Origin of the sequence: Petrotoga mobilis SJ95 (assembly GCF_000018605.1) — a bacterium.
GTDB lineage: Bacteria > Thermotogota > Thermotogae > Petrotogales > Petrotogaceae > Petrotoga > Petrotoga mobilis.
Map to the genome: position 1 here is coordinate 1,206,076 of NC_010003.1, position 20,316 is coordinate 1,226,391.

A 20,316-nucleotide genomic window follows, 5' to 3' on the forward strand; every position below is an offset into this window, starting at 1 on the left:
AAAATGGCAATAAAATTAGTTGATCTCACAAAAAAGTATGGTGATTTTACCGCCGTTAATAATTTAAATATCGAATTTGAAGACAATAAATTAACTATTCTAATAGGTCCGTCTGGATGTGGAAAAACAACTACCTTAAAGATGATCAATCGTTTGATTGAAAGAACATCAGGCGATATCCTCTTCGATGGAAAATCGATTGACGATATAAATCCCATACAATTAAGAAGAAGTATAGGCTACGTTATACAAGAAATTGGATTATTCCCTCATATGACTGTATTCGATAACATCGCTGTAGTTCCAAGGCTTTTGAAATGGACTGAAGAAAAAATAAAAAAGCGGGTATACGATCTATTAGATTTAGTAAATCTTGATCCAGACGTTAACGCTTATAAGTTTCCAGCACAACTATCTGGAGGTCAAAGACAGAGAGTGGGAGTAGCAAGGGGACTTGCAGCTGATCCTGACATATTGCTCATGGATGAACCATTTGGTGCGATTGATCCTATAAATAGAGAAACATTACAAGATGCATTTCTTGAAATTCAAGAAAAGATCAAAAAGACTATTATATTTGTCACACATGACATAAGGGAAGCTATTAAATTGGGTGATAAAATTGCGATCTTCAAAGACGGTGAATTAGTACAGTACGATGATACACAAAATATTGTTCAAAACCCGAAAAACGATTTTGTTAAGGACATATTGGGGGAAGATAGCCAATTCAAAGCTTTGGAATTTGTTAAGGTTAGCGAAGGATTGTATAAAGACATTCAAGTCTTTAAAATTGATGAGGATCTTTCAAAGATTAAAAATACAGTACAGAGTAATTATCCTATCACCATTTTTGTTGATAAAAATAACAACTATAAAGGGTTTATAGAAACTAAAAGAGTGAATAGAATTAATGATTCATCTAAATTGAAAAGTTCTTTGAAAAAAGATCACGTTACGGAAAAATCAAGCCTTTATGAAGCATTAAACAAAATACTAAGTTCTTCAAGTACAAATATCCCTGTGGTTACAGATAAGCAAAAGGTAATAGGAGTGATCAACTTAAAAGCTATATTTGAACAAATGTCAAATAAAGCAGAGGTTTGATAAGAGGAGGATAATATGGAATTTTTTACATACGTTGCTGAAAATCTTGGTTATATGGGAATAAAGACTATGGAACATCTTTATTTGTTTGCATCTTCTTGGGCAATTGCCATAGTTGTGGGAATGGCGATAGGAATCTATGTTACCCGCCCCGGGAAAGAGAAGAGTGGAAGAATAGCACTTTCAATCACAGGAATAGCCCAGGCGGTCCCAAGTATTGCCGTCATAGCTCTGGTTTTTTTATTCATGGGAATAGGCCCAGCCCCGGCGATCTTTGCCCTGTTTTTATACAGCATAGTTCCTATAACTTTTAACACGGCATCTGGACTTTTCGGCATTGATAAAGGTATGAAAGAAGCAGCAAGAGGAATGGGAATGACTAAAAGGGAAATCCTGTGGAAAGTAGAAATCCCAAACGCGATACCTACTATTTTTTCAGGAATAAGAAATGCAGCCATAATAAATTTAGGAACAGCTACAATCGCGTCAGCCATAGGTGCTGGAGGATTGGGAGAATTAATTTTTATAGGTCTTGGGACCTTTAAATTCGAGATGATATTAGCTGGAGCTATTCCAGTTTCAATAATGGCCGTTTTAATTGATTTCATACTCGCTTTAATACAAAACAAAATGACTTCGGAAGGTATTAAATTACAAAATGAATAATGAAAAAACTTTTAAATGGAGGTGTTAACATTGAAAAAATTGGCAGTACTTATGTTAGTTGTAGCGTTTTCTTTAACTGCGCTATTTGGTGCAACTTTAACCGTAGGTGCAAAAAACTTCACAGAACAGTATGTTCTTGGAAATTTGGCTTCACTGCTACTTGAAGAGAATGGCTTTAACGTTGTTGAAAGGTTCGGCCTTAGTTCCTTCGTTGCTAGACAAGGTTTGACAACAGGACAGATTGATTTATATCCAGATTACACTGGAACCGCGTGGGTAACTTATTTAGATCAAGAAGAAATTATAAATGATCCAGATGAACTTTTAGAAAAAGTCAGAGAATTAGATGCTGAAAATGGTGTCGTTTGGCTTGATAGAATAAACGCTAACAATACTTATGCCCTCGCTATTCGTCAAGAAGATTACGAAAAATATGGTTTCGAAACCCTCTCTGATTTAGTTGCTTACTGGAACGAACATCCAAATGAGTTTGTGGTAGGAGTTGACTATGAATTCTATGAAAGACCTGATGGTTTCTTTGCCTTTGCTGACCACTATGGTTTAGATATTCAAGATTCCCAAGTATCAACCATGCAACTTGGATTAACTTACGAGGCAATTTCAAACAATAAAATAGATATCGCTATGGTTTTTGCTACCGATCCAAAAATTTTAAGATACAATCTACATGTACTAGAAGACGACCAAAACTTCTGGCCTTATTACCATATTTCTTACGCGGTTAGAAAAGATGTACTTGATGAATACCCTGAAATTGAAGAAATTTTAAGACCTCTCACACAGTACCTAAACCAAGACATTTTAATAAGACTCAATTACAGAGTAGATGTTGATGGTGTTGAACCAGAAGTTGTTGCAAGAGATTATTTACAAGGTTTAGGTTTAATAGAATAATCTCAGTTATCACATTAAAAGCCAGGAATCTCCTGGCTTTTTATTTTCTTAAAGAGTTCGACAATCTTGAACCAACAAATTGAATTATCTGAGTTAAGAAGATTAATATTGCCACGTCGTATAGAAGCACATCCATTCTAAACCTTTGATATCCGTAGTTTATTGCCATTGCCCCCAGGCCTCCGGCTCCAACAGCTCCAGCAATAGCCGTATAAGTTATTAGATTTATAATCAACAAAGTGATATTTGAAACCATTTCCGGAGCGGTCTCAGGTAATAATACTTTCAATATAAACTGTCTGTTGGTCATACCCATAGACACAGACGTGTCTAGTAAACCTTGTGAAAGATTGTTAAAAGAAGTTTCAGCCAATCTTGCCATAAACGGAATGGCTGCTATAGACAATGGTACAATCGCTGCGGTTGATCCGATTATTGTTCCTGTTAATAATCTAGTTAAAGGGATTATCAAAATAATAAGGATGATAAAAGGTATTGATCTAAATATATTTACAATCCAATCTAAAACGGAATACCAAGTTTTTGTTGCATTTTTATCACTTTTAGACAACATGTAGAGCGCTATACCCAAAGGAATACCCAACAAAATAGCTATAAAGCCAGACACAAAAGTCATGTATAACGTTTCAAAAGTAGCTATAAATAGATCTTGGATCATTTATTTCAACACCTCAACTTTGTAAACATTAGCAGAGAGCTCTTCTAAAAACTTTTCCATTTCCCTTTGTGTGGAAATAACCTCAACTATCAAAGTCCCATAGGGATTGTCTTTCAAATGTTCTATCTTACCGTAAAGTATATTCAATGTGATGTCATATTTTTTGGTAATATTATGTAAGATAGGTTCATGTGTCTTTTCTCCCCAAAAAACTATCTTTATCAACCTATCGTTTTCTCCCTTAACCACCTCTTTTACCCTTTTCCAATCTATGTTTATTTCTTGATAAAATTCTTTATTCAGTTCATTTTCTTTTTCAATAAAAAACTCGTGAACTTTACCAAAAAAATCAACGGTTCCATTTTTTAAATAAACAACTTTATCACAAATCTTTTTAATCACATCCATCTCATGAGTAACAATCAAAATTGACTTTTTCATACTCTTATTGATTTCCAATATAAGATCTAAAATTCTCTGTGTTGTGCTTGGATCTAAAGATGATGTGGGTTCATCAAACAAAATAATATCAGGATTATTTATCAATGCCCTTGCTATAGCTGTTCTTTGCTTCTCTCCTCCCGATAACTGTGAAGGATAAGAATCCTTTTTATGAAGAAGGTTGACCTCTTCCAATAACTTATTAACACGAACTTCTATTTCTTTTTTAGGTACCTTTTCAATTTCAAGGGGAAGAGACACATTTTCATATACCGTTCTAGAACTCAACAAGTTGAAATGTTGGAATACTATACTAATCTTTTTTCTCACGTTTCTCAATTGGTTATTATTTAATTTTGTTAGATCTACTTTATCCAAGAAAATTTCCCCGGAAGTAGGAGGTTGGAGCAGGTTCATCGTTCTCAAAAGAGACGTTTTACCCGCTCCAGATAACCCTATAATCCCCAGAATTTCTCCATCTTCAACTGTAAAATTTACGTTTTTTAAGACATGATTTTTGTCATCATATATGAGATTAAGATTTTTTATTGTTAACAACTACGTTTCTCCTTTTGTATTATTTTATGAAAGTTCAAAATACAGGTACTACCGCACCATTATAATTTTCTAAAATAAATTTTCTAACCTTATCGGTTGTTAAAACTTCAACCAAAGCTTTTACTAGTTCATCGTCGACACGGCTTTCTTTTACAGCTATTACGTTGGCATATGGAGATTGAGCCCCTTCAAAGAATACCGCATCTTCCAATGGATTCAACCCAGCTTCTATAGCATAATTTGTGTTAATTATAGCCCCGACAACATTTTTATCTTCCTTATAAGTCCTAGGCAAATACGGTGCTTCAAGCTCTTTGAATACCAAACCGTATGGATTTTCAACAATATCCTTGATAGTTGCCACTAAAGGATCCTCTCTCTCCCTAAGCTTAATCACTCCATATTCTTGAAGAAGCAACAAAGATCTACCTTCGTTGGTAACATCGTTAGGAACTATGATTAAATCGCCTTTTTTAAGGTCCTTTAACTCTTTCTTTAAATAAAACCCCATAGGTTCAACATGGATCTTAGCGACAGATACCAAATCTGGCAGCTTACGTTCCCTTTTAAAAGTTTCTAAATATGGTTCATGCTGAAAGTAATTCGCATCTATAGAACCGTCTTCCAAAGCCAAATTAGGTTGAACATAATCTGTAAAAATCACTATCTCCAGTTCGACACCCGTTTTTTCTTTGAAATCATCTTTTACGAACTCTAAGATCTCGGCATGGGGAACTGGAGTAGCTCCAACTTTGAAGGTATTACCACCAAGACCAAACAAAGCATACCCTTCCACGAAAAACAATGTTAAAAAAACAAATAATGAAACCAAAACCTTTACTACACTCTTACTTCTTTTCATACTAAATCCCTCCCTCGTAATATATGTTTTAGTGCCCTGTCACCCCGTAACCCTTTTAAAATCATAATCTTATTCTTGAAAAAACTCTCTAATTAGAACTTTATATAAAAAACCTCTTCCGGTAGAATGGAAGAGGTTTATATTTTATGATTTTTATCCTCTCCTTATCTCCCAGAATTTCTCTGCAGGATTTAGCACCATTGCATAATTTTGTTAAATTATGCAGGTTGCCGGGCTTCTTCGGGCCAGTCCCTCCGCCTCTCTCGATAAGGAATCAAAACTTATTAATTTAACCTATACTATCATATTTCTTTTTGAAAGTCAAGCCAATTTTATCTCTTTTGCCATCGCTTTTGCCAATTCACTTAATTTCTTAAAATCTTCCTCTTTTGCGGATAACCTTGCTTCAACGGGTTCAGCAACAAGCGGCCATTTCATTTGCTCATTGTACTTAACTATAGTAGATACTCCGCCTCCGCTCCAACCATATGTACCAAAGATACCTAAAACATGATTTTTTATATTGGTATGGGATAACCATTGAACTAACGATTCCATATAAGGAAAAAGACCTTGGTTATACGTTGAGCTTCCAAGTATTAGCCCCTTGTATCTCCAAATCTCGTTAATTATATAAGAAATATGCGTTTTTGATACATTCATTATTTTGATCTTTTTAATGCCTTCTTCAGCCAATTTTCTTGCAACATAATCTGCCATTTCTTCTGTATTACCATACATCGAACCGTAAGCTATTACAACACCTTCTTCGGTTTCGTATTTACTCCATTTATCATACAAAGAATAAATTCTCTCTGGATTTTTTCTCCAAATTGGTCCATGTGTAGAAGCGATTATTTTTATATCTATATTAGCTTCATTCAATTTATTTAACGCCCTTTGTACCATAGGAGAGAACTTTCCGACTATATTAGAAAAATATCTTCTGATTTCATCTTCGAAGAAATCTATTTTTACTTCATCGTCAAATATTCCTCCATCTAAGGTTCCAAAGCCGCCAAAGGCATCCCCTGAGAACAAAATTTTATCCGTTTCATCATAGGTCACCATCGTTTCTGGCCAATGAACCATTGGAGTTAAGTAAAACTTCAGATTATGCTTTCCTAAATTCAGAGATTCACCATCTTTTATCTCGTGAAAATTATCTTTAACCTTATAAAGGTTTTCTATAAATTGAAAAGTGGTTCTATTACCTACAATTTTTAAATTGGGAAATTTTTGCAAAAGTTCTGGAATAGCTCCAGAATGATCAGGCTCCATATGGTTGATGATTAAATAATCAAGAGGTTTACCGTTTAAAAGATGCCTGATTTTATCAAAAAATTCAGTCACCTTCCATTCTTTAACCGTATCGATTAAAGCTGTTTTTTCATCTAAGATTAAATAAGAATTATAGCTAACCCCTCTTTCAAGGGGCCATAAACCTTCAAAAAGCTGAGTGTCTCTGTCGTTTACCCCAACATAGTAAATACTATCGCTAATTTTTATGGAAACATTCATACTTTCATCCTCCTTTGAATTTTAAGTTTTAAAGTTAGCTTACTCAACTTCTCTAATATTTTGTCGTTCTGATTTTGATATAATCGAATGAGGTAGGAATCTTTTCCAGCCTTTTCTTCAAAATATATTTTATCACATAATCCAGCTCATTTTATGGTTGATTTTAACTAACTTTCACCTTACAAATCGTTAAATTGTTTGAAGTTCCTTTTTTTTCAAGGCAATATTATCAAAATAAAACAATTCAAAATTTTGTAAATTATTATCTTTTTTGTCGTGTTATAATGTAAATAACGATTGAATTATAAAATATTCTAGAAACACTGTGGGGTGGGGAGCGGGGCGAAGGGGCGCTAAAGCAGACTAGATTTAACTTAGATTGATGCAGGTGTTTTCAAAATTTTTGAATTCTAAAAAATCTGTTTAAAGTAGCTTTTAGTGTTTCTAAGGACAATAAAATATTCTATAGAAAGAGGTGGACATTAGTACATGGACCAAATAACAAAACATCTTTCAAGAAAAAATATTTGTGAAGAAATAAAACCCGGGGCCTCTTCCTTAATAATATTTGGAGCCTCAGGAGATTTAACTTTTAGAAAATTAATCCCTTCTATATATACGTTGTTCAAAAAGAACCTTTTACCCAACGAATTTTTCTTACTGGGAGTAGCTAGGTCTAAATTCACCGAGGAGGAATACCGCCAAGAAATAAAAAATAGATTATTGGAAGAAAACGAAGATAACTTTATAATTTCAAAATTCATTGAAAAAGTCTTTTACATTTCAGGTTTCTACGACGATGATTCCCTGTACCTGGATCTAAAAAATAAACTAAATTATTTAGATAAAGTTTTTAACACCCACGAAAATCATCTTTTTTATCTTTCAACACCTCCAAACGTCTATTTAGAAATAATTAAACGTTTGGGGAAGTTTAACTTGACCAAAGAAAGTGAAAATTCTTATTCAAGAATAATAATAGAAAAACCTTTTGGCAGTAATTTTAACACATCCAAAGAATTAGACGAGGAACTTCATAAGTATCTAAATGAAACCCAAATATACAGAATTGATCATTATCTTGGTAAAGAGACCGTTCAAAATATAATGATGCTCAGATTTGCAAACATTGTTTTTGAACCCATATGGAATTACAAATACATAGATAACGTTCAGATAACTGTTGCTGAAACATTAGGCGTAGAACATAGGGCTGGATACTTTGAACAAGCTGGTTTATTAAGAGACATGTTTCAAAACCATATGATGCAGCTTTTAACTTTGGTAGCTATGGAACCTCCTGCATCCCTTGAAGATACAAGCGTCAGGGACGAAAAAACAAAACTGTTGAAAGCTATAAGACCATTTGAAAAAGAAAAAATAAACGAATACTTTGTAAGGGGCCAATATATTGAGGGAATGATCAATGGAAAAGAAGTTCCAGCTTATAAAGAAGAAAAGAATGTTAATCCAGACTCCTTTGTAGAAACATTTGTAGCGGCTAAATTTTTAATCGATAATTGGAGATGGAGCGGGGTGCCTTTCTATTTAAGGGCAGGAAAAAGGTTGAAAAGAAAAGTTACAGAAATCGCCATAATCTTTAAAGACGTCCCTCATTCGATATTTGCTAAAAACGATATAACCTTAGAGAAAAATGCTCTCATTTTAAATATACAACCAGATGAAGGATTTTCACTGAAGATCCAAGCCAAACAACCTGGCTCCAAGCTTTGTTTGAACACGCTAACCATGGATTTCAATTACGACGAATTCTTCAAATTCAAAGGTCCAGATGCTTATGAAAGGCTACTTTTGGATGCCATGTTGGGAGATCAAACACTTTTTGTAAGAAGTGACGCTATGGAAATTTCATGGAAAATCTTCACCCCTGTTTTAGAAAAATGGGAAGAAGAAAAACACAATGGATTGAGATTATACAAAGCTGGTACCTGGGGACCAAAAGAATCTTTTGAACTATTATCAAAAGACAACAGAAGTTGGCGTAACTTAGACTTTGAAAGCGAGAATCTGTATGAAAGCAAAATTTTTTGATGATCCCGAAACGTTTCACAATGAAGCTGTAAATTTAATTTATAAGCTATATGAAGAGAGCATAGAAAAAAATAAACTATTCACCTTAATGCTCTCAGGCGGAAGAACACCACTTCCAATTTACGAAAAATTGGCATCTGAGTACAAAGATAAAATAAATTGGGAGAAGGTCCACATTTTTTGGGGAGACGAAAGATACGTCGATCAAAAAAGTGAAGACAGTAATTACAAATGGGCACACGATTTGCTAATAAGCAAAATTAATATTCCAACAAATAATGTACATAGGATAAAAACAGAACTACCTATAGAAAAAGCATCACAAGAGTGCGAAAAAGAGATAATCAATTTTTTTGGAGAACAAAATCCCCTTTTTGATCTGATATTACTAGGCATAGGAGAAGATGGCCACACGGTATCTTTGTTCCCTTCAAGTGACACTTTAAAAGAAAACAAAAAGCTATTCACAGTCACACCACCTTCTGGAACACCTAAAGTACCAAGAATTACCGCCACTTACAAATTGTTGAACAATGCAAGAAATATTCTTTTTCTAAGTTCATACAAAAGAAAAGAGCAGGTAATAGATGAAATCCTAAACAACCCAAAGATAGCAGAAGAAAAATATCCTGCTGCAAAAATAAAAGTTAAAAATACTTATTTTTTTATAAAAATATAGGGACTGTTTTACAGTCCCTATTAATTTAATAATTATCAAAAGCAAAGATCTCTTTGTATATGTAGAAGGGAGAGACTAGCTAAAATTCTGCAACCATTGATATCGAAAGGTACTTATCCTCATTAAAAGTTGCTAAATCTGCTGTATCTATAATATTTCCGAATAATAGCATTAACTCGACTGGCATTTCTTCATTCGCTGCTTTGAAGTTAACATCGTATCCAAAATTCTCATCTGCGTTGTAGTAAACATCTCCACCAATTCTAAAAGATTCTAAGAACTCGTAACCGCCACCAACCTTAAGAGCATAAAAATTGCCCTCTTCCATTTCATAATAAACAGCTGCATCCAAATCAAAGCTTTGATAATTTGCTATGGCTTCAGCAGTTACGTCTTTATTTGAATTTGAATATTTCAATTTAACTGAAAACGTATCTTCTTTTTCGTAACCTACTGACACTTTATCGAATTCAAAATCTTCGAGATCGACTTCACCGTATAAACCATATGCATCAGCCCTAACAACCAAAGAAGTTGCATCCACGGTATCGAACAAAGCACTTAGAGCATACTTATCCGTAGAATAAGAACCAAAGATTCCAGATTTAAACTTATCGTTTTGAGAAAATAGATCTAATCCTACATTAAAATTGTTCCAATTTAAGAAAATAGCAAAACCGGCAAGACTCTCTTCAGGATTTTCGTAATCAAAATTATATTTTGAATTTACTTCTGTCTTATAAAATGCACCAAAAGAATACATATCTTGTAGCCATAACGCTTTCATACCGTAAACCTTAAACTGGTAGTTAGAAGATGAAGCGCCTATTTTTAATTCTAAATCGGTGTTTTCAATATCTGGATTTATGCTCAATATAACCTCATTTGAAACAACTGGATCGCTTAAAAACCCTGTCTCTTCCTCTAATTTAGCTTTTAAATTAAATTCATATTCTCCTGAAATAATGGACGTTTTCTCTGCTGCTGCTTCAGCCGCAGGCGCAGCGATTTGCAGCTCTCCATTCACTAAAACCAACTCAAAGGAAGAGTTCCTTCCCCCATATGGGTCTGGCACGTAATCAGGAGATTCCGGATCCTCGTACCAATCAGTTCCATTTACTACGTATTTGTATTCATAAACACCAGGTTGTAAATCATCTGCTACATAAATCCAAACCCCATCAATGTATTCCATTTCCCAAGCGGTCGTACTCCAGTTATTGAAAGTCCCTGCTAAAAATACCGTATCAGCGGTTTCATTTTCATATTCAAAAATTACTTTGCCATCCTCAACATATACCTCAGAGAAAGAAACCACTACCAACAAAGAAAATAAAAGAACAAAAACTATTTTTTTCATCTTTCCACCTCCATATTCTCCCTATTTTTTAAAAATTGAAAGTAGTAGTAACACCTATTTGTTTTTTAAACGATAAAACATTGTCAAAGTCGCCATTGCCTATATAAAATTTGATATTACCTTTTGGCACATAGTAAGTTATCTCGCCGTATGCAGTGAAATATTTCTCGATGATCCCTTGTATATACTGAACTTTTGCCATAGCGGAAAATTGATCAAAGTTCCTTGAAATATCTGCATAATAAAGTTCTCCCAACGATTGAAAAGATTCTTCTGAAACTGGATTACCAAAAGCATATTTAATATTACCTTTAAAATCAAAAAGGTCATAATTCCCTTCTAAATACAACCTAAAGGGTTTGTATGAGGTAATTTCACTCCAATCATCCTCCCATCCTCTCTTGTAAATTGATGCTTTGTAGGAAGTTAAAAATGGGATAGAAAGATCTTGGCTATAGGTAATTGACATTTCTGATCCATCCATCACGAAATCGGAGAAGGTACCATCGAAATCTCCAGATACATACAACTCTAAATTGTCGATGTATAAATTAGTTCTAAGTCTATCTATATAGGTTTCGGTGCCAAAATCCAACTCCAATTTATTTGTCAATCTTATATCGTTGTAGGAACTTTCCAAATATATGTTTTCCATTAAACTATTTGGAGAATATCCTTTATAAAAATTATCTGAAATGTATGTTGTATTGAAATTATACTCAAATTCACCTAATTCTCCTCTTACCCCACCAAACAAAAGATAATTATCTTCTATACTATATGAAGGGGTTTCTACATCTTGTTGATAAGAAACAACGACTTCTCCGTAAGGTTTTACACCTTCAAAAGTTCCAACATTGAAATCAAATCCCATCATCTCATTATAATCTAAAGATTCGTTTTTGTAATCTTTCAAATATAAAACGCTTGAATTTACTCCTCCAAGCTCAGGAAGCCTATAATACAACAAATTAAAAAGATACCCACTTTTATCTACCGCATAGAAATTCATATTACCAAAGTTATCTAAATCAGCATACAACTTTAGACCATTCACAGATCCAACCTTTTCATTGTTGATTATTTTCAACCAATCATCCGTTGAAACACTTTTTCTGTTCCAATAAGTAGTGAGATCTAAGTTCTCTAATTCATATGTAAATTCGGAAGAAGAAACCCACAACTGATCGCTTGAATCCTTGTTTAAATTGAATTCGCCACGCAAGCCTTCACCAAAGAATTTAAAATAAAGATCTGCTTTGTTGAAATTATCATAGAACGAGGCGTCTTCTTCATCTGAGTAATCATAATTTAAATTTAATTCTACACTTCCATTGAGATTAATACTTCCAAAGAATATGGTTGCAATCACAATCATCAAAAAAATTAATGGAGTTTTTTTATTTCTCACCAATTTCACCTCACTTTTCTTCAAACTCTATGTAACTTATCTTAGGATAAAATTTAACGGTAAGTTCATTGGTATCGCTTTTTAAAGTATAAACTGCATCGTCAGAAGCGTCTGAATAAACTTCCCCGTTGAATATCATATGCCAAGGTTGCCAACCTGGAGTTGGTTTTATCTTGTATTTTATTGTATCATTCGCTTTGAACTCTTTGCTGATTGTTGCAACTAAAACATCCCCTTGCCTTTCAAACTTTATAGCATCCTCATCCCAAGTTTTTGCTCCCCAACTACCTGCAAAATACCAATCCTGTAATAACTTGGTATCATCTCCAGCACCTACTGCTTTTCCTTCTTCCATCTTTGTTGTATCTAAGTAGATGGTTATTTGTTCCAAATTATTATCTTCTACTACGTCCTTCCAAATAGGTATCGAAGCAGATGCTATATTACCATCGCTTTTAACGTAGAAAATCTTGTAATAGCTTAATTCAAATATCGCCCCTCCTTCATCTATTTCTTCATAGGTGAGATCTGAAGTGGGTATGGTGATTGTATAAAGCCCCAAACTTTCATCGTAAGTTAAAAGATCGTCCGTAGTCGGTATATTGTTGTTTTTGGAGTAACCCAAATAAATCCCTGGATCAAGGGTAATATCAAGTAAGTTCATCATACAACCAGATAAGGTAAGTACAACGAGAACGCCCAGAAGTACATAAAAAATTTTCTTTTTCAAAAAATTCACCTCCGTTATTGAAAGAAGAAAGCCCCTAAGGACTTTCTTCTTGGTTTTTTAGTACTTTTTTACTGAGCCCAACTTTCTACAACGTTCACAATTGTTGCATCACCAGTTAAAACAATCGTTCTATTACCGATTTCTTCACCCTCGGCGTCTTTTTCAACATAACTCCAGTCTGTTGCATCATCGCGTAAGAACTTATATTCTTGGGCCGTATAAGAGGTCATTGTTGCCTCGGTTGTATAATACCCAGTAGTTTGATCTTTGTTTAAAGGTACAAAAGTTGCCCAATTATCAGCAAACGTCCCTGCCATATATATTTTTCCATCATCATCTACTGTTCCTTCTGGTACATGTACAATGAAATTAACTGTTACCTCTTGTTGCAAATCGGTATAAGGAATGAGCTCCATCCCTTTCCAATTAAGAACGACATCTTCAACATCACTCTCGGGAGGTATGTCTAGTCTTCTAGTACCATTAGTACCACCAAATTCAACTCCATTTTCATTTACTTCCACAAAATCCCAAGGGACATCGCAAGTGTACTTGTATTTTACCGGATAATCCTCATCTTCGAACAAAGTTGAAATATCAAATTCTGCATACTTTTTACCGTCAGCCTCTTTTACTTCAGATGTTGCTGCAGAAGTAATATCCCAACCATTGTAACTTCCCATCAAGTAAACAGGACTAGCTTCTGGTGTTGTTTCAGGAAGATACACTTTTAACATAACTGCTTCTTCTGGCTGTTCTTCCGGTTCTTCTTCCGACTGAGTCGGTAAACATCCAAAAAGTACAAAAACGCTTAAAAAACTTACTAACATAACTACTAACCACTTTTTCTTCATACTCATAACCCCCTTTTTAAGATTTTGGTATTTGATTTTTTCCTTTCAATCAAAGAGGTACCCATACTGACCAACCTTCATTTTCACTCATTATAACTTTGAAATCTCCATACCCATTTTCATCAGTTGTTACTGTACCTTGTATATGGCCCGTATAATCGTAGAATGTTGTGTTAGGCTGACGTGAGTTAATACGTTTTGTTCTCACTTCATTTGATTCTCCGTCTGAAATCAACAAAACAAGCCCGTCTTTTTCAACCTCAGGTAACCCTTCTCTTACATATCCGTACACATCTTCATCGTTGTTATCAATTTCATATCCTCGCCCATATGCGTAGTCTCTTCTAACTTCTAATAGTTTGTCTAATCCTTCTTTCATTCCATATATGTAGTAGTCTTTCCAAAAAACAACCGGTGTTCCGTACTCTCTGGTTAAAATATACGCGTAAGCTTGATACTTTCTTCTGTAGATTCCAGGCTTATTGTCTTTGTCCCTATTAGTATCGTGATTCTCAACGAAAGTAACCGCCCTATCCTCATACCCATCTTTGTTCACCAATCCGACATATTGTAGATTTCTTAAATCTGCACCATCGATCATATCTTCGAAAAAGGTTCTCAAAGGAAAGTCGAATACTTTCAAACTCTCATTACCTACAGTGTCAAGAAACCTAGCTAATTCGTTTGTATTTTCTATCCATGCTTCTCCAACATAAAACAGATCTTTTGTTGAACTGTCTTGTACATCGTTTATCCATTCATTTACAAACCTATAATCAACATGTTTTACGGCATCTAAGCGAAATCCATCAAAGTTTATATTGTTTACAATCCACTTCCCCCAGTTGGTAACATCTTCTTTCACAGCAGGATTTTCATAATCGACATCTGACCCCATCAAGTAATCATCATCCCAATAAAATGTATAATCCCAATTTTTGCCTTCAAACAAATACTTGCCACTTGTTTGGGTTTGTCGGTCCCAATCAACCCCATCAAAAGATTGCCAATTCCACGTAAAATCACTGTATTTATCGCCTCTACCTTCTTGGAAATTAAAAACCGTCCATGCTTGTATAGTTTCACCTGGTTTGTCAGGGCTACTGTCACTTAGCTTAACCTCTTCGTAATCATCCGCACCCATTCTATGATTCAATACCGCATCGTAATAAACCTTTATGTTGTTCGAATGAAGTGAAGAAATCGCATCTTCTAATTGTTCTTTTGTACCATACTTTGTGCGTATCGTACCTTTTTGATAAAATTCCCCCAAATCCCACAGATCGTATGTTGCATATCCTACATCGTATGTTCCATTCATAGCTTTGTTGGCAGGAGGTAACCAAACCGCTGTAAAACCCTTTTCTGATAGATCAGAAGCTCTCTCTTCCAATAGGACCCATAAATCTTCTTCTTCCGGATGACGTACTAAGTAATTACCTGTTGCCATCTCCCAGTAAAAGGCTTGAAGAATCGTTTCATTTTGAGTTGATGGAATCTCTTGATCAAAAGGAAGTTTAAAAAAAACACCACTGCATCCAAAAAGTACAAAGGTCAGTAGAAAAATTAATATGCCGGTAAAAACTTTTCTTTTGTTCAAAAAATAAATCTCCTTAACTTTAAAAATAAAAGTCATAAATGGAAATGATTCCATTCAATTATAGCACTAATGGAAACATTTCCACAAACCCGAATAAGAACGATTATGGACGTTTATGAGAGTTTAGAGAAAAATAAATGCAATTAGAAAGGTAAATCTTAAAATTTCTTCATTTTTGTAAGTTTTTTGTAATTAAACATCCATTTGATTCTTTGGTATAATTATTAAAAAACTTTTAATGGATTTAATTCCGCAAAGAGGGAGGGGAATTAGAAGTGTTCAACATAGCTGTCATAGTTAACACTTTAGCCGTTTTGATTGGAGGCACATTGGGAACGCTTGTAGGAAATAAATTGCCGGATAATTTGAGACTGATTTTATTTCAAAGTGTTGGTCTAACTACCTTTTTGATTGGAGTAGGGATGGGGTTAGATGCAAGCAATTTGATCGTGGTTTTAGTATCTTTGGCGCTTGGAGGGGTAATTGGAGAGTTATTGAGAATTGAAAACGGTCTGGGAAAATTAGCAAACATCGTTGAAAGGTCACAAGGAGAAACACCGTTTGTAAGGGGATTTATTACTGCCACTGTTCTTTTTGTTATTGGCCCTATGACGATAATCGGATGTCTAAATGCGGGTCTTTCGGGAGATAACTCTGTTATTTTCTTAAAATCTGTTCTGGATGGAATCTCTTCTATGGTCTTAGCCTCGGTTTATGGCGTGGGGGTTACATTCTCTGCTGTGAGTGTTTTCTTGATTCAAGGGTCAATAGTTAGTTTGGCTGGAATGCTTTCTTTTCTTTCGGATCCTTACTATTTGAATGATTTTACAGCCGTAGGAGGCGCAATGATAATTGCCATTGGAATAAGACTTTTAGAGATAAAAGATATAAAAGTAGGAAATTTTCTTCCTTCTTTAATAATTGTCGTTTTGATAAATTATATTCTTACCTTTTTTGGCAGGTTTTGACAAATTCCTACAAAATATGTTATAATAATTGATAGAAAGATTAATAAATATTTCCTTCTTATTTAAACTACTATTCATATCTCTACTACTCATACTTTATTCGTCCATATTTCTAATACAGATGAATTAAACAAAATTAATCGCAAAACCTTTTTTAAAAGGGATTAATTTTTGTTACTTGATAAAAATGTGAAAAGGAGGAATCAAAATGCTTAGATTAGAAAATGCCTTATGGAAACTGGAAAAATATGAGGATGAATTGCTATCTAATACGATACTTTTCAATCAGCTTCCTTTAAAAAACCCCAATGAGCAAAAAAACTTTATAATAAGCAAATTGCGAGAAATGAATCTACCCAATATTAAGGAAGATGATGAAGGGAACGTATATGTCTCGTTTGTTAACGATGATACATCTCCTACGGCTCTTGTTTTCACAACTATAGATGAGATACAAGATCCACTTGTTGAAAGATTTGCCAGGGTATTAAAAGGAAAAATAGAAGGTTTAAAAATCGTTTCGTCTTCACTTAAAGTTGCAGCTCTTTTAACTATGATAAAGTTTTTACACCTAGAAAAAGTAGATTTAAGAAAGAATGTATTTTTCCTCTTTCTTAACCAGGCAAGAAAAAACAAATTTTTGAGTTTAGGAGAGTTTTTACAGGAAAATATCAAAAGTTTGGATTATGCTATCAAAATCAATGGCATCAATTTGGGAGACCTCGGTCATCGTTCTTTGGGAAAATATGTTTATAAATTAAAGTTTTATTCCCGAGATTCAATACACAAAACTTCTAAATCTCCATCAACTTTAGAGATATTGTACAGAATAACTTCTAATCTGAAAGAGAATGCAGATATGGAAGGTACGTCTGTAATCATCTTAAAACTCGACAGATTCGAAGACAATACCGAAGTAATAATGGAGATAAAGAGCGAAGGAGACCAAGATTTAGAAACTATAAGTGAAAATTTAAGAGCCACCGTCACGGAATTGGCTGAAAGATACAATTTAAAGATCAAATTGAATCTACTTTCATACATTCCGACCACTTTCATACCAAAGGAGCATCCTTTGATCGAACAGATCAGAGAAGTTCATAACCATTTAAACATTAAAACTAACTTAGCTCCTTTAGACAAAGACGAGGCATTGATAATTAAATCCGGTGTCCCTGCAGTTTCCCTAGGGATAGCAAAAGGTGAGATATTAGATGGCACAGAATACTTCGAAAGAGATGGTGTGATGAAAGGTCTGCATCAAATTTTGATGGTGGTTGATAATGTAACAACAGAAAACTTTGCTGAAGAAGAGATAGATCAGGACATTATAGGAGAAGAAAAAGATTAAACAGAAAGGAAGATCTAAAATGAAGGATAATATTTTAAAACGTTCTTTTCACCATTCAAAGTTTGAGAACATTAAAGAGCTCGTTAAATTAAAAGAAAAACAAGATGTAAAAATATCCCTTGCCTTTCCTTCTTTAAACGAAGAAAAAACTATTGGTAAAGAGATAATCATTATGAAGTCAGAACTTATGGAAAAATATCCCTTATTGGATGAAATTGCTGTAATTGATTCTGGCTCAGAAGATGAAACGGTTTCTATAGCAAAAGAGTACGGTGCAAAAGTTTTTTACTCAAGTGATATTTTACCAGAGTACGGGTTTTACAAGGGAAAAGGAGAAAATTTATGGAAAAGTTTATACGCACTTGATGGCGATATAATCGTATGGGTGGATTCAGATATAGAGAACATACATCCAAAATTCGTATACGGTTTAGTTGGTGCTTTGTTGAATTATCCAGAAATAGGTTACGTCAAGGCCTTTTATGATAGACCCATTGTGGGAAAATCGGCGATGCAACCAACAGGTGGAGGAAGGGTTACCGAATTGGTTGCAAGGCCTTTATTTTCTTTGTTTTACCCGGAGTTATCAACGATAATTCAACCGCTAAGTGGTGAATATGCAGGAAGAAGGGAAATTTTAGAAAAGCTGCCTTTTTTCGTGGGATACGGTGTGGAAATTGCGCATCTCATCGACATAGCTGAAAAATTTGGTAGTGAGATAATAGCTCAAGTCGATCTTGAACTTCGAATTCATGACAATCAACCCTTACACTCACTGAGTAAAATGGCTTTTGAACTCACAAAAGTAGTATTAAAAAGATTGGAAAAATATGGAAAATTAGATTTAAATACCGAATTGACCGATAAACATATAATGATTCAAAAAAAAGAAAATGAGAAGGTATTAGTTCCAACGGAGATACTAAGTGTTGAAAGACCTCCTATGATTACTATCCCAGAGTACAAAGAAAAGTTTTCAAAAGAGGAGAAGGTATGAACAATCTTTACATCTTCCACTACCATTACATAAAAGGCGGAGTTTCAACCGTTGTTAGAAATATCGTAAAATCTCTAAAAGACGCATACAAAATTACTCTCTTTGGTTCAAAAAAAATGGGGATAGATGGGATAGAAGAGGTCTTATCTTACGAAAATGTTGATTTTATTGATTTCCCAGAGCTCGGATACATTTATTATGACAGCACCGATTATAAAACTTTTCTCGAACTCAAAGAATCGATAAAAAACAAATTGAACAATTATCACGATGAGAGGGCTATATACTGGGCTCATAACTATAATTTAGGCAAAAATCCCGCATTTACAGAAGCGTTTAAAGAATTTATCACAACAAAAAATATCCCCACAATAATTCAAATTCACGACTTTCCTGAATGTGCAAGATGGGAAAACTATTCTTTTATAAGAAAATTCATAAATTCTTCACTGTATCCTATTAGGAAGAATATACAGTATGCTACTATCAATCTATCCGATTACAACAGACTTATAAAATGTGGTATACCTTCAGAAAATGCTTTTTATCTCCCAAATGCTGTTGAATTTGCTAAAAATAAAGATAAAATAGATGATATCGACAAAGATGAGGTCATAAATAAACTAAAGAAATTGGGATATAACGTTGATCCCACAAATAAAAACATTTTGTATCCAACAAGAACGATAAGAAGAAAAAATATCTTAGAAGCGGTGCTTATAAATCGCTTATATGGAAAGAGTAATCTCCTTGTCACATTACCAGCTAACTCTGATAAAGAAAGGCCATATGAAAAAGTTGTAAAAGAAACCTTTGAATCTGAAAAAGTTAAGGGAGCTTGGGCTATTTCAGCAAAAGATCCTTCACTTTTTCCATACATTCTGAATATATCTGATCTGTTCTTTTCTTCTTCCGTATTAGAAGGATTTGGAATGATATATTTAGAATCAAAATTCAACGAAAAAAACTTTTTAACGAGAAAATTAGATGTGATAGAAGATTTCAAAAACATAAAAGAAATAAGTTATTACGATAGATTTTTGGTTAGTCTTTCTCCTAAAGAAATAAACAAAGTAAAAGAAAAATACGAAGAACAAATTAACAAGATACCTATTTCCGAAGAGAACAAAAATCATTTAAGACAAGATTTAAACAATAAATTTGATAAAGATTTAATTGATTTTTCATTTCTCCCCGTCGAACTTCAGAAGAAATTCTGTATGGAAGAAGAAGCAAAACTTAATGATTTGAAAGAAATTAACAAAGAAATATTTGATAAAATAGAAATGTTGACTTCCACAAATCACATTGATCAAGGGATAAACTTGGAAGATTTCTCATTGAAGGCGTATAAAAGTAAAATATTTTTATTATTAGATAAAGTACAAGCTAGAGGAAACGCCCCGAAGGGGGTTCAAGGAAGTACAAAGGAAATAGAAGATACAATAATTGACGAAAATATTCTAAAATCCTTTCTAACAATAGATAATATAAGATTACTCTTTTCTTATTGAACAGGATAAAAGAGCGAAGACTTCTTTATCCTTATGGGTAGAGAGCTGAGG

18 protein-coding genes and 1 riboswitch are annotated in these 20,316 nt (G+C 33.9%); of the genes, 9 read left to right on the top strand and 9 right to left on the bottom strand.

The window, feature by feature from the left end; all coding sequences use genetic code 11:
• The first annotated feature begins 3 nt into the window (after positions 1-3).
• Genes PMOB_RS05795 through PMOB_RS05805 form a run of 3 tightly spaced genes read left to right on the top strand, consistent with a single transcriptional unit; the run spans position 4 to position 2,688 of the window.
• Complete coding sequence (locus tag PMOB_RS05795) at positions 4-1,107, top strand: betaine/proline/choline family ABC transporter ATP-binding protein (protein ID WP_012208946.1); 1,104 nt, start codon at positions 4-6, stop codon at positions 1,105-1,107.
• 15 nt (positions 1,108-1,122) lie between these two features.
• On the top strand, positions 1,123-1,773 hold the full coding sequence (locus tag PMOB_RS05800) for an ABC transporter permease (RefSeq protein ID WP_012208947.1): 651 nt from the start codon (positions 1,123-1,125) through the stop codon (positions 1,771-1,773).
• A 21-nt stretch (positions 1,774-1,794) separates the two neighbouring features.
• Positions 1,795-2,688, top strand: a complete 894-nt coding sequence (locus PMOB_RS05805) for a glycine betaine ABC transporter substrate-binding protein (RefSeq protein ID WP_231282494.1) — start codon at positions 1,795-1,797, stop codon at positions 2,686-2,688.
• Between the two features lie 40 nt (positions 2,689-2,728).
• On the opposite strand, the gene PMOB_RS05810 is transcribed toward PMOB_RS05805, so the two are convergent.
• From PMOB_RS05810 to PMOB_RS05825, 4 genes are all read right to left on the bottom strand, one after another.
• Complete coding sequence (locus PMOB_RS05810) at positions 2,729-3,367, bottom strand: methionine ABC transporter permease (protein ID WP_012208949.1); 639 nt, start codon at positions 3,365-3,367, stop codon at positions 2,729-2,731.
• On the bottom strand, positions 3,368-4,366 hold the full coding sequence (locus tag PMOB_RS05815; RefSeq protein ID WP_012208950.1) for a methionine ABC transporter ATP-binding protein: 999 nt from the start codon (positions 4,364-4,366) through the stop codon (positions 3,368-3,370).
• A gap of 34 nt (positions 4,367-4,400) precedes the next feature.
• Complete coding sequence (locus PMOB_RS05820; protein WP_012208951.1) at positions 4,401-5,228, bottom strand: MetQ/NlpA family ABC transporter substrate-binding protein; 828 nt, start codon at positions 5,226-5,228, stop codon at positions 4,401-4,403.
• A 161-nt stretch (positions 5,229-5,389) separates the two neighbouring features.
• Positions 5,390-5,501, bottom strand: a riboswitch (SAM riboswitch).
• 48 nt (positions 5,502-5,549) lie between these two features.
• Positions 5,550-6,749, bottom strand: a complete 1,200-nt coding sequence (locus PMOB_RS05825; protein ID WP_012208952.1) for an FprA family A-type flavoprotein — start codon at positions 6,747-6,749, stop codon at positions 5,550-5,552.
• Between the two features lie 489 nt (positions 6,750-7,238).
• Between PMOB_RS05825 and zwf the strand changes: the two genes are divergently transcribed.
• Positions 7,239-8,801, top strand: coding sequence for a glucose-6-phosphate dehydrogenase (gene zwf / locus PMOB_RS05830; RefSeq protein ID WP_012208953.1), 1,563 nt, complete (start codon positions 7,239-7,241; stop codon positions 8,799-8,801).
• Positions 8,782-9,480: a 6-phosphogluconolactonase gene (gene pgl, locus PMOB_RS05835; protein WP_012208954.1), complete on the top strand. Its 699-nt coding sequence runs from the start codon at positions 8,782-8,784 to the stop codon at positions 9,478-9,480. The genes zwf and pgl overlap by 20 nt, the downstream gene beginning before the upstream one ends.
• Positions 9,481-9,559: 79 nt before the next feature.
• Here pgl and PMOB_RS10260 read toward each other — a convergent pair whose 3' ends face one another.
• The 5 genes from PMOB_RS10260 to PMOB_RS05860 form a co-directional block, all read right to left on the bottom strand.
• Positions 9,560-10,840 (bottom strand): glycogen-binding domain-containing protein, encoded by a 1,281-nt coding sequence (locus tag PMOB_RS10260; protein WP_012208955.1) that lies wholly within the window; start codon positions 10,838-10,840, stop codon positions 9,560-9,562.
• A 28-nt stretch (positions 10,841-10,868) separates the two neighbouring features.
• A complete protein-coding gene (locus tag PMOB_RS05845) occupies positions 10,869-12,251 on the bottom strand; it encodes a hypothetical protein (protein WP_012208956.1) in 1,383 nt (460 codons plus the stop codon).
• A 10-nt stretch (positions 12,252-12,261) separates the two neighbouring features.
• On the bottom strand, positions 12,262-12,981 hold the full coding sequence (locus PMOB_RS05850) for a hypothetical protein (RefSeq protein ID WP_012208957.1): 720 nt from the start codon (positions 12,979-12,981) through the stop codon (positions 12,262-12,264).
• A 68-nt stretch (positions 12,982-13,049) separates the two neighbouring features.
• Positions 13,050-13,835 (bottom strand): hypothetical protein, encoded by a 786-nt coding sequence (locus tag PMOB_RS05855; protein WP_012208958.1) that lies wholly within the window; start codon positions 13,833-13,835, stop codon positions 13,050-13,052.
• A gap of 49 nt (positions 13,836-13,884) precedes the next feature.
• Positions 13,885-15,435, bottom strand: a complete 1,551-nt coding sequence (locus PMOB_RS05860; RefSeq protein WP_012208959.1) for an alpha-amylase — start codon at positions 15,433-15,435, stop codon at positions 13,885-13,887.
• A 275-nt stretch (positions 15,436-15,710) separates the two neighbouring features.
• Between PMOB_RS05860 and PMOB_RS05865 the strand changes: the two genes are divergently transcribed.
• The 4 genes from PMOB_RS05865 to PMOB_RS05880 all read left to right on the top strand — a co-directional run bounded on the left by PMOB_RS05865 (position 15,711) and on the right by PMOB_RS05880 (position 20,265).
• On the top strand, positions 15,711-16,403 hold the full coding sequence (locus PMOB_RS05865; RefSeq protein WP_012208960.1) for a DUF554 domain-containing protein: 693 nt from the start codon (positions 15,711-15,713) through the stop codon (positions 16,401-16,403).
• A gap of 208 nt (positions 16,404-16,611) precedes the next feature.
• The gene (locus PMOB_RS05870; RefSeq protein ID WP_012208961.1) at positions 16,612-17,754 is read left to right on the top strand and encodes a zinc-binding metallopeptidase family protein; all 1,143 of its coding nucleotides are present in this window, start codon (positions 16,612-16,614) and stop codon (positions 17,752-17,754) included.
• A gap of 19 nt (positions 17,755-17,773) precedes the next feature.
• Positions 17,774-18,751, top strand: coding sequence for a glucosyl-3-phosphoglycerate synthase (locus PMOB_RS05875; protein ID WP_012208962.1), 978 nt, complete (start codon positions 17,774-17,776; stop codon positions 18,749-18,751).
• Positions 18,748-20,265 carry a mannosylglucosyl-3-phosphoglycerate synthase gene (locus PMOB_RS05880; protein WP_012208963.1) on the top strand — a complete coding sequence of 506 codons (1,518 nt, stop codon included), beginning with the start codon at positions 18,748-18,750 and terminating at the stop codon, positions 20,263-20,265. The genes PMOB_RS05875 and PMOB_RS05880 overlap by 4 nt, the downstream gene beginning before the upstream one ends.
• The last annotated feature ends 51 nt before the right edge of the window (positions 20,266-20,316 follow it).